Source organism: Acinetobacter sp. WU_MDCI_Abxc222, assembly GCF_025514755.1.
GTDB classification, from domain to species: domain Bacteria; phylum Pseudomonadota; class Gammaproteobacteria; order Pseudomonadales; family Moraxellaceae; genus Acinetobacter; species Acinetobacter geminorum.
On the sequence record NZ_JAHPVG010000008.1, the window covers coordinates 19,121 to 31,652 of the forward strand.

The window sequence follows — 12,532 nt, forward strand, 5'->3', positions numbered from 1 at the left end:
ACTTGAGTTATCTTTTTGGATGTAGTTCGCCGTTAGTGTAGCGATTATTGGGAAAAAAGCGATAAACCCAATAAAAAACTTCACAGAAGCAAAACGAATTTAGCATATTTGTTTTATATTTAGGGCATAAGCTAATGCATAACAACTTAGAGGAAAAGCTGTAGCAATGAAAAAATTGGTTTTGGGTGGTTTGAGTGCAGCAATTATGGCCGTATCGGGTAGTGCAATGGCAGCAGATTTTGTTGCTGGTAAAGACTACACCGTGATTGCCAATCCAGGCAAAGTGGAAGTTCCGGGGAAAATCGAAGTTCGAGAGTTCTTTTGGTATGGATGCCCACACTGTTTTAAACTTGAACCACATATGCAAACGTGGTTAAAACAGATTCCTAAAGATGTACGTTTTGTACGTACACCTGCTGCAATGAATAAAATGTGGGAGCAAGGGGCGCGTACGTATTATACATCTGAGGCATTAGGTGTACGTAAGCGCACGCATTTACCACTATTCCATGCGATTCAGGTGAACGGTCAACAAATTTTTGATCAGGCTTCTGCTGCGAAATTCTTTACTCGTTATGGCGTACCTGAGCAGAAATTTAATAGTACTTATAACTCGTTTGCTGTGACGGCAAAAGTTGCTGAGTCAAATAAACTTGCTCAACAGTACCAATTAACAGGCGTACCTGCAGTGGTCGTGAATGGTAAATATGTTGTGCAGGGTGAAGATGGTAAAGTTACTCAAGTTCTTAATTATTTAATTGAGAAAGAACGTAAAGCAAAATAAGTTGTTTAGGCTTTACTTCAAAAAATGGGCTTCAGATGAAGCCCATTTTTATATTTAATTTATCGTTAATTATCACGAAATAATTCAATTAATTTTTCTGGTTTTCATCTTCAATTTGAAAATTTAAAACGTCAAAATTAGCGGTTTGAGTCGGCAGTGATAATGCTTGATTAATATATAAATTAATTAATTTTTGGCGAGAACCAATCGAACGCTGATAATAAGTAGAATTTAAAAGTAGTGATGCACCATAAGTCAGTGACCAGATATAAGACAAATAATCACGAATCGACATGTCATAATTTAATGATTTTAAATACTTTTCGGTAATATCTTTAATTGCCAAAATACGCTGCTGTCGAATTTCATACAGCTCTTCGAAAAGATGCTTCAACTTAGACTCTGTCATCGTCAGATTTTCTTCAAGTTGATGCAATAGAATCGTTTTACCTGGTGCAAGTAAATGATGAAGCATGTAATGAGGAGCATACTCTTTGAAATCTGTATTATATTTTTTAGAAATTTCTAAAATTTGCTTTTCATTTTGAATAATGAGCTCAAGTAGAAGCTCATTTTTACTTCTAAAATGCTTATAAAGTGTGCCTTTAGCAATATCTAGCTCGGCCACTAACTCGTCTAGAGTAATTTCCTGATTGTTTTCTAATAACAACTTTTCTGCCACGCTCAGAATTTTTTCTTTACGCATCAAAAACTGTGTATGACGATCAAGATTCATAGGTATTCCCACACCAGTTTGGCCTAACTAATAGTTTACTTCCTGTAAAAAAGAAAAAGACTTTTCTCGAAATTTTTAGCCTTTTTCTTTCTCTCTTTACGTATTACCACATAACCTGTTTTTTGTCATTTGCCGCTTCTATCGTTCCCAGTTTGCAATCCCTCTAAAGAGTAAGCGAACTTGTGTAGAAGCATTTTCAATAAAGACAGTTTGTTGCAGCTTGAGCTGTTCACCTTGATATTGTTTCGATAGGTTGAGCCACGTCATTGCCCATGTAAATGACATATTAGTCAAAATGGTAGATAAGACATTTAAGTCTTGAGAGTTTTGAATATGTTTAAAATTTTCAAGTTTCGTAAGATCAGTTGTTAGATCTTCAATCAGAAATTCAATTTCTCGTGCAATTGCTGCACGGACTGTTTCTGAGCCGCCCCAACGTTCAGCAATCATAAATTGCCATTGCTTAGGGCTATGATTCACCGCCTGCACAAATAGCTCAATACTGGTTTGGGTTTTAGCAGACTTGTGCTGTAAATAACTTTGACCGAGTTGATGTAAGACACTTTTTAAATGTAGGGCAACTTGATCGACCAATTCCTTGCCGAGCTCATCCATGTCCTGAAAATGGCGGTAGAACGCTGTCGGTACTAAGCCTACCTCACGTGCAACTTCACGCAAACTGATACTACTGAACGAACGCCCAGACGTGCTTAGATGCAAGGCTGCATCGAGAAGTGCCTGACGACTTTGCTGCTTTCGTTCATCGCGTATCGACATTAAAAGAACCTATTTAAACCGTGAGCCAAAGTCTAACAAAAAAGAGCAAACTTTCATAAAAAAAATAGTGAACAAGTGTTGACTGAGTGAACAGTTATAAATATAGTGTACATATGTTCACTATACGAACATGTGTTCACTCAAATAAATAGCCAGATACAAAAGAGGAACGTATGAACGCAACACTTAGCTATCAACCACATTGGGTTCGAGAAGATTTCGTTGATTTTGTCTTGCAGAAAATTAACGTGACTTGGGCGTGGAAAAGGGTACTTGCAGAAGTTACTGCAGTTCAGCCACTGCATACCGATATGGTGCTCATTAGACTTAAACCAAATCGTAATTTTAATTTCGATCAGGTTCGAGCGGGTCAAAGTATTTTACTGACTTTACTTATCGATGGCGTTTATCAACAACGTAGTTACTCGATTATTGAAGTGACAACGCAAGGTGAAATTGCTTTAGGTATTAAAGTCCAAGGCTTGGTGTCTCGTGCAGCTCAACTGTTACATGTGGGTGAGTGTGTTGAAATTTCACAGCCACAAGGTGATTTCACTTTGCATCAAGGTCAACAGCCTGCCATTTTAATTGCATCAGGAAGTGGCATTACTGCAATTTATTCACTCTTGCAGCAAGCTTTGAAACAGCAGCTTGAACAAATTCATGTCATTTATTTTAATCGTGCGGAAATTTTTCATGCTGAATTAAAAGCTTTGGCAGAACAGCACCCACAGCTTCAATATCACTTTTTTAATACCAGCGAGCAAAAACAGCATTTAACTAAAAGCTTACTGCAAAAGCTGGTTCCAGATTTCGAGCAGACAGCAACTTATGTTTGTGGTCATCACGGTATGATGCAGCAGGCGAATGAAATTTATGCGCAAAAAGGTGCTCAGTCTCAGCTTCACCAAGAATATTTCCAACCACTTCAAGTGACTGGTACACATGCAGCACAGCCTGTTATTTTCCGCCGTGCGCAACACGAGTTTTTAGCTGAAACGAATTTACTGAGCAGTGCAGAGCAGGCAGGTTTACGTCCGCAACATGGCTGCCGTATGGGTGTTTGTAATAAATGCAGTTGTACCAAAGTGAGCGGAGTTACTCAAAACCTGTTAACAGGTGAAATTGAAGACCAACCGAACCGTCCAATTAAACTATGCGTGAGTCAGGCATTAAGCCCAGTCACGATTGATCTATAAAAAGAATTACAGAGGATTAACCCTATGAATATGGCATTAAAAGTTTCTATAGCTTCTAAATCTGCTCATTTAACCCCTGAACAGATTGAAGAGTTTGGTCGCCGTGTTGAGCAGATTCGTCAAGACGTTATGCAAAGTCTTGGTGAGCAAGATGCAAAATATATCTACAAAGTACGTAATTTTGTTCGCTATACCGAAATCGCATCACGTGGCATGTTGATGTTTGGTGGTTGGATTCCGCCTGTTTGGCTACTAGGCACAGGCTTATTAGGTATTTCTAAAATTGTAGAAAATATGGAACTTGGTCATAACGTTATGCACGGTCAGTTTGACTGGTTAAATGAACCAAGTCTGAATGGTAATACTTACGATTGGGATACCATTGCATCGGGTGATGACTGGCGTGAAACACATAACTATGTGCACCACACCTATACCAATATTGTCGGTAAAGACCATGATGTTGGTTATGGTATTTTGCGAGTAAGTGATCAACAGAAGTGGGAACCTCGCCACCTGTTTAATATTCCTCTAGGTCTACAGTTAATGTTTTTCTTTGAATGGTATGTGGGTGTGCAAAACTTACATCTTGAAGATGCATTAGTTTATAAAACCAAGAGCTGGAAACAGGTTTGGAAAGATTCGGCTAAAGTGCGTAAAAAAGCAACGCGCCAAGTTTTAAAAGACTATGTGTTTTTCCCTGTCATCTCTGGTCCTATGTTTTTACCAGTTTTTGCAGGAAATGTAGTTGCCAATATTATTCGGAATTTGTGGTCATCTGCGGTGATCTTTAATGGTCACTTTACTGAAGATGCAGAAACGTTTGAACCAGATAATACTGATACCGAAACTAAGGCAGAGTGGTATTTACGCCAGATTCGTGGTTCAAGTAATTTTAGTGGTACAGAATGGCTGCATTTTATGAGTGGTAACTTAAGCCATCAAATTGAACACCATTTATTTCCAGATATGCCAGCTAACCGCTATAAAGAAGTAGCCCCGAAAATTAAAGCACTTTGCGCAGAATATGGCATTAACTACAATGAAGCGAACTTTATGCGCCAGTTCTGGAGTGTATGGGTACGTTTAGCGAAATGTTCACTGCCAAACCATACCACTGGAAAAGTGATGCAGACATTGGAAAAGTTAAAAGCAAAATTCAAGTTTGCATAATCTAAATTATTTCAAAATAGCTCCTTTTTAGGGGCTATTTTTATTTTTGAATTATAAAAATTGCAGACTTACATTTGAAAGTAGGGAATAAACTCAACCTGTCAAAATCCTTTGCTATACTATGCCCAAGTTTGTATTTAAGAGAAGTTAGGAAGGATTATGCGTATTGACCAACGTGCATTAGACCAATTACGTGAAGTGAAAATTACACGAAACTACACCCGTTATGCTGAAGGTTCTGTGCTGGTCGAATTTGGTCACACCAAAGTCCTTTGTACTGCAAGCATTGATAACTCAGTGCCACGCTTTTTAAAAGGCCAAGGCCAAGGCTGGGTAACGGCAGAATATGGCATGTTACCGCGTTCAACACATTCACGTTGTGACCGTGAAGCGGCTCGTGGCAAACAAACTGGTCGTACTCAAGAAATCCAACGTTTGATTGGCCGTAGCTTACGTGCGATGGTTGATTTGAAAAAGCTTGGTGAAAACACGATTACTATCGACTGTGATGTCATTCAGGCTGATGGTGGTACGCGTACTGCTTCAATCACTGGTGCTGCTGTAGCATTGGTTGATGCGATGAATGTTTTATTGTCTCAAAAGAAAATTAAGCATGATCCGCTTAAAGGGTTGGTTGCTGCAATTTCTGTCGGTATGTATCAAGACGAAGTGTTGCTCGATCTTTGCTATGAAGAAGACTCGAACTGTCAAACTGACTTAAATGTAGTAATGACACAAGCTGGTGAGTTTATTGAAATTCAAGGTACTGCCGAAGACAAACCGTTTACCCGCGCTCAAAGCAATGCCATGTTAGAAATGGCTGAAAAAGGGATTGCCGAGCTCATTAAAAAGCAACAAGAAGCTTTAGGCTGGTAATTTTACGCTTTCTAAAAAACGCATCTTTGGATGCGTTTTTTTATGCCTTCATCAAATCGACATAAAAACATCACTTGCCTGTCACTTTTACGCTTTATTAGTAGTTCGCATTTAAACCGTTTGGAAAAAACCAATGCGAAAACTTTCACTTTTATTCATTACATCTTTAGCGCTTATGCTCAGTGCTTGTAACGATGATAACGACTCAGATAATTCATCGCCAACAACACCGCCCACCAGTAATTGCAAAATGCACTGTGCACCATAATAAGAACTCAGGATAGAACTAATGAATCGTCGCGAATTTCTTTTAAACTCTACAAAAACAATGTTTGGGACAGCTGCTCTAGCGAGTTTCCCGCTGAGTATTCAAAAAGCGTTAGCAATTGACGCCAAAGTTGAAAGTGGAACAATTCAAGATGTTAAACACATCGTCATTTTGACTCAGGAAAACCGTTCTTTCGATAATTATTTCGGAACATTAAAAGGTGTACGTGGTTTTGGTGATCGCTTTACCATTCCTATGACAGAAGGCCGAAAGGTTTGGGAACAATATGATGCGAATAAAAAGAAAGTATTGCCATACCACTTAGATAGTCGTTTAGGAAATGCTCAGCGTGTTACTGGTACAAATCATTCATGGTCAGATGGCCAAGCAGCTTGGGACAATGGTCGAATGAGTGATTGGGTAGCACACAAACAACCACAGTCAATGGGTTACTACAAAAAACAGGAAGTGGAATATCAGTTTGCCTTAGCGAATGCTTTTACGATTTGTGATGCCTACCATTGTGCTATGCATGCGGGAACTAACCCGAATCGTAAATTTATCTGGACGGGAACAAATGGCCCTACAGGTGCAGGTGTGGCTAGTGTAGTAAATGAATTTGATGGGATTGGGCCATCAACAAAAGGTTATGAATGGACGACTTATCCTGAGCGCTTACAGCAGGCTGGGGTGACATGGAAAGTTTATCAAAACATGCCAGATAACTTTACCGATAATCCTTTAGCTGGTTTCAAGCAATATCGCCGTGCAAACGAGCAATCTGGTCAGCCTGTCAGTAACGATGTGCTAACGTGCCCAGCATATGATGAAAAGATTGATGCGACTCAACCGCTTTACAAAGGTATTGCCAATACCATGCCGGACGGGGGGTTTTTAGGAACTTTTAAAGCTGATATCGCACAAGGTAAATTACCGCAGGTGAGTTGGTTAGTTGCTCCTGCAACTTACAGTGAACATCCAGGGCCATCTAGTCCTGTACAAGGTGCTTGGTATATTCAGGAAGTATTAAATGCATTAACTGAAAATCCTGAGCTGTGGAGCCAAACTGTTCTATTGGTAAACTTCGATGAAAATGATGGTTTCTTTGACCATATTCCTTCACCAAGTGCACCGTCTAAAGATATTAAAGGTGTCGTATATGGAAAAACGACTTTAAGTGATCAGCAACTAGCTTATGAATATTTTGACCATCCCGCAGTAGCGGCTTCAAAATCTCAACCTAAGCCAGATGGTCGAGTGTATGGACCAGGCGTACGCGTTCCAATGTATGTGATTTCACCGTGGAGCCGTGGAGGATGGGTAAACTCTCAAGTCTTTGACCATACCTCTATTTTACAGTTCTTAGAAAAGCGCTTTGGTGTGCAAGAGCTTAACATTAGTCCATACCGCCGTGCTGTATGTGGTGATTTAACCACAGCTTTTGACTTTAAAACACCGAATCTTCTACCTATCGCTGAACTAGACGGGAAAAAAACAAAAGCTGAAGCCGATGCGATTCGTATTGCTCAAGAATTATTGCCGCAAGTTTCTGTTCCAAGCCAACAGCAATTTCCTCAGCAGGAAATGGGGATTAGACCATCACGGGCTTTGCCATATATTTTGCACACCAGTGCCAAAGTTAATACGACTAAAAAAACGGTAAAGCTAATGTTCTCTAATACAGGTAAACAGGCAGCAGTTTTCCATGTTTATAACCGATTAGATCTAATAGCAACTCCACGCCGTTATATGGTTGAGGCGGGTAAACAGCTCGATGATGTATGGAATACTACAAATGGGCAGTATGATTTATGGGTACTTGGACCAAATGGTTTCCACCGTGCGTTTAAAGGCAATTTGAACCAGCTTAGCCAAACTCAAGCATTACCGGAAATTAGAGTATGTGTGGAAGAGTGTGATGCGAATTTGTATTTAAAAGTTCGTCACGATGGTAATAAATCAGTCAAAATCAACGTCAAGGCAAATGCTTATCTTCCAAACAAGACATGGACGATTGAAACGAATAGTTCTGAAAAAGAACTAGTTTGGGATATGTCTGAATTTGGTGGCTGGTATGACTTTACTGTGACTTTAGCTGATGACGCTACGTTTAGTCGTCGTTTTGCAGGTCGTATTGAAACTCAAGAAGATTCAATTTCTGATCCATATATGGGTTATTTAGAGTCTTAGGTTATATAGCCTGAATTGGAATTGTTATTTAAAGTCGTTTTAAATGACTTTGATAAAAAAGCACAGCCTCATATCACATGAAATTCAAATAGATGTTGTATAGGCTTCCTCACTTTTGAAAGGTCAAAAGTGACAAAAACCTCTGTTTCTCTGATGTTACTTCCATGTAACACAGAGAAACGGTGACATCCATGTCACCTGTCACGATAGTAAATAAAGGGAATAGGCTGTTGATATAAAACTTTATGCATAAAATATTGTCGTATAGATGAATAATAAAAATAAAGGCTTACCTTTTGTAACAGAATCTCCTAAGCCTCGTCATATTTATCTTTTATCTTGAAACCCTGATTTTTAAAGTAATGGGGAAACTTTATGCTACAAGGTTTTATTGTATTATTAGCAGTCGTTACATTTGTTTTAATGGCGGCCGACCCACGTGATGGTGGGGCACAAGCGACTCAGTCAGCATGGCAGAAAACACAAGCGGCAGACATGACCAAGTCGCAAAAAAATACCAATAATGACGCAGATTTTATCTAAGCATTAAAACGCATAGATAAATCAACAGCTTTAACGTCTTTAGTTAGGACGCCCATAGAAATATAGTCAACGCCAGTTGTGGCAACTTCACGCAAGTTTTCAATAGTGATATTGCCAGATGCTTCGAGTTTACAGCGTCCCGCCACATATTTTACGGCATCAATCATTTGCTGTTGGCTAAAATTGTCGAGCATGACAATGTCCGCACCAGCTTCAAGCGCTTGGTTTAGTTCATCCCAAGTTTCAACTTCGACTTCAACCGGTTTGCCGGGCGCAATTTGGTGTGCTTTGGCAATTGCTTGAGCAATACCGCCCGCTGCCATAATATGGTTTTCTTTAATTAAGAACGCATCAAATAAACCAAGACGATGGTTTTGTCCACCGCCAATAGCCACAGCATATTTTTGTGCAATACGTAAGCCCGGTAGGGTTTTACGTGTATCGAGAAGTTTTGTATTTAAACCTTCAAGATGCTGAACATATTCAGCAGTTTTTGTTGCAACAGCAGATAAAGTTTGAATAAAGTTTAAAGCAGGGCGCTCTACTGTTAGTAAGCTACGTGCAGAACCAGCAAGCTTTAAAAAGGCTTCGTTTGCAGCAACACGTTCACCTTCTTGTTTTAGCCAAGTCACTTGAACAGTATTGTCATAAGCTGAGATGAGTGCATTAACCCACGGTTGTCCAGCTAAGACCATATCTTCGCGGCTAATAATGGTTGCCGTGGCTTGCTCATCTTCAGGTGTGAGCATAGCGGTAATGTCACCGTCCCCAATATCTTCTTGTAATGCTTGTTGAATATTGATTTGAATTGATTGTTCAAGCAAAGACTGAGGTATGCTCATACGGTTTCCATTTTGTCGATGACCCTAAAACTTGCGATATATTAGCACCGTCGACCTGAAAAATAAGCTGTTTTATGAGATTAATCGCGATAAACAATCGCATTTACTACTTTGAAAAGCACATAACTGTTTTAAACTAAAACAATTGGCAAGCAATTTATTGGCGTCTCAATGAAGCAAATCACAGCGTATGAAGTTATAGATGGACAATTAAAAGGGGCGAGACAAATCCCTTCTCCAAATTTTAACCAGCGTCCGACTGGCACCGAAATTCAAATGATTGTGGTTCATAATATTAGTTTGCCACCGTCTCAGTTTGGAGGTGGCTATATTGAGCAGTTTTTTCAAAACAAGTTAGATTGGTCAGTTCATCCTTATTTTCAGACTATTGAAGGCATGCAAGTTTCTACACATCTGTTAATTTTACGAACAGGTGAAGTTCTGCAGTTTGTTAACTTTAACGAGAGAGCATGGCATGCAGGGCGTTCAAGTTATTTAGCTAAAGTTGAATGCAATGATTATTCAATTGGTATAGAACTTGAAGGAAGTGATGATTTACCTTTTGAAGATATACAATATGAAGTGCTAACTGACGTTGTTACTGCAATTCGCCAAGCTTATCCAGAAATTAAAAACCATATTGCAGGGCATTCGGATGTTGCTCCTGGCCGAAAAACCGATCCGGGACCTTATTTTAAATGGCAGCACTTTAGACAATTGTTAGCTCAGAAAAAAACTTGAGTTTGTTCATCATTTCACAACGAAAAGATTTTCTAGTTTCATTACAATAGCGTCTTTCGAATATAGCTGTAGGTGAGTGCGATGGCATTGTGGCGATCGACTTTTATTGTCAGTGCAATGACGATGTTGTCACGAGTGTTAGGGCTCGTGCGTGACGTCGTATTGCTCAACGTGTTTGGTGCAGGTAAAGATTTTGATACCTTCGTCGTCGCTTTTCGTATTCCCAACTTCTTTCGACGACTATTTGCCGAAGGCGCCTTTTCTCAGGCCTTTATCCCAGTCTTAACTGAATATAAAACGGGTCGAGCACACGCTGAAGTACAGATCTTAATTAGTCGGGTATTTGGCTGTTTGCTAACAGTTATGACCTTACTCACTTTTGTAGCTATGGTTTTAGCACCTGCAATTATCTATATGTACGCACCGGGCTTCCACAGCGATCCGGAAAAGTTCGATTTAGCTGTCAGCATGTTCCGTTTGACCATTCCTTATTTAATGTTTATGTCGCTCACGGCTTTTGCCAGCAGCATCTTAAATAGTTATGGCTCGTTTGCCTCACCAGCTTTTTCGCCAGTTTTACTCAATGTAGCGATGATTGCAGGAGCGTGGTGGCTTACGCCGTATATGGCGGAGCCAATCAAAGCATTAGGCTGGTCAGTTGTTGCGGCTGGGGTATTACAGTTAGCGATACAAATTCCTGAATTGTGGCGTAAGAATCTGCTGATTCCACCTAAGGTTGATTTTAAACACGAGGGTGTAGAGCGTATTTTAAAACTGATGCTGCCTGCATTGTTCGGGGTGTCAGTCACGCAAATTAACTTGTTGCTCAATACTATTTGGGCATCGTTTATGCAGGATGGTTCAGTGTCATGGTTGTACAGTGCTGAACGTATGACAGAATTACCTTTAGGTTTAATCGGTGTTGCGATTGGCACAGTAATTTTGCCTTCGCTTTCTGCCCGTCATGCAGAGCAGGATCAAGCAAAGTTCCGCGGTATGATCGACTGGGCTGCAAAAGTCATTGTATTGGTAGGATTGCCGGCAAGTATTGCTTTATTTATGCTTTCAACACCGATTATTCAAGCATTATTCCAGCGCGGTGAGTTTGATTTGCGTGATACACAAATGACAGCTCTAGCATTGCAATGTATGAGTGCAGGTGTAATTTCTTTCATGCTCATTAAAGTATTTGCACCAGGTTTCTATGCTCAGCAAGATACGAAAACACCAGTGCGTGTAGGTTTAATGTCAGTTGCAGCTAATGCGATTTTAAACGTTATATTTATTGGCTTCTTTAAGCTTATTGATTGGCATGCAGAACATATGGCACTTGCATTAGCATCTTCAGGTTCAGCATTAGTAAATGCCGGTTTACTCTACTTCTATTTGCATAAGCGTAATATTTTCCGATTTGGTTCACATTGGAAGAAATTGGGACTTCAATATGGTTTAGCAAACCTTGTTATGATTGCAGCACTTTGGTTTGGGCTCAATTGGTATAACGGAGAGCTTTCACAGTGGTTACGTGTTGCCGAAGTCGTAGGGCTATGCGTAGTTGGGATAATTGCTTACCTGATCGGTTTAATCCTTACGGGGTTTCGACCTAGAGATTTAAAACACTAAAAATAAAAAAAGCGATCTTAAATGATCGCTTTTTTTATACTAATACATTTATTTTGGCAGAACTTGTAGCAATTCAATATCAAAAATTAAAGTGCTGTTTGGACCAATCGTGTCACCTGCACCGACTTCACCGTAAGCGAGATTTGCAGGGATAAAGAAACGAGTTTTACCGCCTTCTTTCATGGTTTGCAGACCTTCAGTCCAGCCTGCAATCACTTGACTAAGCTGAAACTCAACAGGATGATTACGTGCGATTGAGCTATCAAATACAGTTCCGTCGAGTAAACGGCCTTCATAATTTACTTTAACACGTGATACAGCTTTCGGTTTTTTACCTGTACCTTCTTTTAATATTTGATATTGGAGACCTGATTTAGTCGTGATTACACCTGATTTTTTTGCATTATCAGCAAGAAATGCAGCACCTGCTTGAGCATTTTGTTGACCTACTTTTTGAAATTCAACAAGCTGCTTAGCTTCTAAAGTTTTTTTATAATCATTAATCGCTTTCGCCATTTCTTCATCAGTTAAGCGTGCTGTTTTACTCTGAGCACCTTCCTGTAGGCCTTGATAAAAAATATCTAGATTCAGATCTTTTAATGCATCAGTATTATTACGGCCCATCAAATAGCCATAGCTATAGCTAAATTGTTCTTTCGCCGGGCTTTTATTTGTAATAGGTGCAGCAGCAAAAACAGATAAACTCATTGTTGATGTTGCAATAATTAAACCAATTTTTTTCATGCCGTTTTCCAAAAAAAGGAGAGTACTGCTTTACTC

Annotated in this window: 13 protein-coding genes; 9 read left to right on the forward strand and 4 right to left on the reverse strand. The window is 39.6% G+C overall.

The features are described 5' to 3' along the window. Positions 1 to 166: 166 nt before the first annotated feature. A complete protein-coding gene (locus tag KTJ10_RS12840) occupies positions 167 to 784 on the forward strand; it encodes a thiol:disulfide interchange protein DsbA/DsbL (RefSeq protein WP_002120747.1) in 618 nt (205 codons plus the stop codon). Between the two features lie 88 nt (positions 785 to 872). Here the strand turns inward: KTJ10_RS12840 and KTJ10_RS12845 are convergent, their stop codons facing one another. Beyond that, complete coding sequence (locus KTJ10_RS12845) at positions 873 to 1,520, reverse strand: TetR/AcrR family transcriptional regulator (protein ID WP_025464204.1); 648 nt, start codon at positions 1,518 to 1,520, stop codon at positions 873 to 875. Positions 1,521 to 1,658: 138 nt separating this feature from the next. After that, positions 1,659 to 2,297, reverse strand: coding sequence for a TetR family transcriptional regulator (locus KTJ10_RS12850; protein ID WP_262442142.1), 639 nt, complete (start codon positions 2,295 to 2,297; stop codon positions 1,659 to 1,661). Positions 2,298 to 2,470: 173 nt separating this feature from the next. Here KTJ10_RS12850 and KTJ10_RS12855 point away from each other — a divergent pair, with 173 nt between their 5' ends. The 6 genes from KTJ10_RS12855 (at position 2,471) to KTJ10_RS12880 (ending at position 8,546) form a co-directional block, all read left to right on the forward strand. Then, positions 2,471 to 3,496 (forward strand): ferredoxin reductase, encoded by a 1,026-nt coding sequence (locus KTJ10_RS12855; protein ID WP_262442143.1) that lies wholly within the window; start codon positions 2,471 to 2,473, stop codon positions 3,494 to 3,496. A 30-nt stretch (positions 3,497 to 3,526) separates the two neighbouring features. Continuing rightward, complete coding sequence (locus KTJ10_RS12860) at positions 3,527 to 4,669, forward strand: fatty acid desaturase family protein (protein WP_262442214.1); 1,143 nt, start codon at positions 3,527 to 3,529, stop codon at positions 4,667 to 4,669. A 159-nt stretch (positions 4,670 to 4,828) separates the two neighbouring features. Continuing rightward, positions 4,829 to 5,545 carry a ribonuclease PH gene (gene rph, locus KTJ10_RS12865; protein WP_002120794.1) on the forward strand — a complete coding sequence of 239 codons (717 nt, stop codon included), beginning with the start codon at positions 4,829 to 4,831 and terminating at the stop codon, positions 5,543 to 5,545. Between the two features lie 133 nt (positions 5,546 to 5,678). Next, positions 5,679 to 5,813, forward strand: a complete 135-nt coding sequence (locus KTJ10_RS12870) for a hypothetical protein (protein ID WP_262442144.1) — start codon at positions 5,679 to 5,681, stop codon at positions 5,811 to 5,813. Positions 5,814 to 5,834: 21 nt separating this feature from the next. Next, the gene (locus tag KTJ10_RS12875; RefSeq protein WP_262442145.1) at positions 5,835 to 8,003 is read left to right on the forward strand and encodes a phosphocholine-specific phospholipase C; all 2,169 of its coding nucleotides are present in this window, start codon (positions 5,835 to 5,837) and stop codon (positions 8,001 to 8,003) included. A gap of 375 nt (positions 8,004 to 8,378) precedes the next feature. After that, positions 8,379 to 8,546, forward strand: coding sequence for a hypothetical protein (locus KTJ10_RS12880; protein WP_000938938.1), 168 nt, complete (start codon positions 8,379 to 8,381; stop codon positions 8,544 to 8,546). Here KTJ10_RS12880 and nadC read toward each other — a convergent pair. Further along, positions 8,543 to 9,388, reverse strand: coding sequence for a carboxylating nicotinate-nucleotide diphosphorylase (nadC, locus tag KTJ10_RS12885; protein ID WP_262442146.1), 846 nt, complete (start codon positions 9,386 to 9,388; stop codon positions 8,543 to 8,545). The genes KTJ10_RS12880 and nadC overlap by 4 nt on opposite strands. A 171-nt stretch (positions 9,389 to 9,559) precedes the next feature. Here nadC and ampD point away from each other — a divergent pair, with 171 nt between their 5' ends. Both ampD and murJ read left to right on the forward strand, forming a co-directional pair. Continuing rightward, a complete protein-coding gene (ampD, locus tag KTJ10_RS12890; protein ID WP_039765932.1) occupies positions 9,560 to 10,129 on the forward strand; it encodes a 1,6-anhydro-N-acetylmuramyl-L-alanine amidase AmpD in 570 nt (189 codons plus the stop codon). A gap of 72 nt (positions 10,130 to 10,201) precedes the next feature. Beyond that, the gene (murJ, locus tag KTJ10_RS12895) at positions 10,202 to 11,752 is read left to right on the forward strand and encodes a murein biosynthesis integral membrane protein MurJ (protein WP_262442147.1); all 1,551 of its coding nucleotides are present in this window, start codon (positions 10,202 to 10,204) and stop codon (positions 11,750 to 11,752) included. A gap of 48 nt (positions 11,753 to 11,800) precedes the next feature. Here the strand turns inward: murJ and KTJ10_RS12900 are convergent, their stop codons facing one another. Beyond that, positions 11,801 to 12,496: an FKBP-type peptidyl-prolyl cis-trans isomerase gene (locus KTJ10_RS12900; protein ID WP_262442148.1), complete on the reverse strand. Its 696-nt coding sequence runs from the start codon at positions 12,494 to 12,496 to the stop codon at positions 11,801 to 11,803. Between the last annotated feature and the right edge of the window lie 36 nt (positions 12,497 to 12,532).

Coding starts and splice junctions, on each gene's coding strand:
- KTJ10_RS12840 (WP_002120747.1), top strand. CDS start 167: ATGAAAAAATTGGTTTTGGGTGGTTTGAGTGCAGCAATTATGGCCGTA.
- KTJ10_RS12845 (WP_025464204.1), bottom strand. CDS start 1,520: ATGAATCTTGATCGTCATACACAGTTTTTGATGCGTAAAGAAAAAATT.
- KTJ10_RS12850 (WP_262442142.1), bottom strand. CDS start 2,297: ATGTCGATACGCGATGAACGAAAGCAGCAAAGTCGTCAGGCACTTCTC.
- KTJ10_RS12855 (WP_262442143.1), top strand. CDS start 2,471: ATGAACGCAACACTTAGCTATCAACCACATTGGGTTCGAGAAGATTTC.
- KTJ10_RS12860 (WP_262442214.1), top strand. CDS start 3,527: ATGGCATTAAAAGTTTCTATAGCTTCTAAATCTGCTCATTTAACCCCT.
- rph (WP_002120794.1), top strand. CDS start 4,829: ATGCGTATTGACCAACGTGCATTAGACCAATTACGTGAAGTGAAAATT.
- KTJ10_RS12870 (WP_262442144.1), top strand. CDS start 5,679: ATGCGAAAACTTTCACTTTTATTCATTACATCTTTAGCGCTTATGCTC.
- KTJ10_RS12875 (WP_262442145.1), top strand. CDS start 5,835: ATGAATCGTCGCGAATTTCTTTTAAACTCTACAAAAACAATGTTTGGG.
- KTJ10_RS12880 (WP_000938938.1), top strand. CDS start 8,379: ATGCTACAAGGTTTTATTGTATTATTAGCAGTCGTTACATTTGTTTTA.
- nadC (WP_262442146.1), bottom strand. CDS start 9,388: ATGAGCATACCTCAGTCTTTGCTTGAACAATCAATTCAAATCAATATT.
- ampD (WP_039765932.1), top strand. CDS start 9,560: ATGAAGCAAATCACAGCGTATGAAGTTATAGATGGACAATTAAAAGGG.
- KTJ10_RS12900 (WP_262442148.1), bottom strand. CDS start 12,496: ATGAAAAAAATTGGTTTAATTATTGCAACATCAACAATGAGTTTATCT.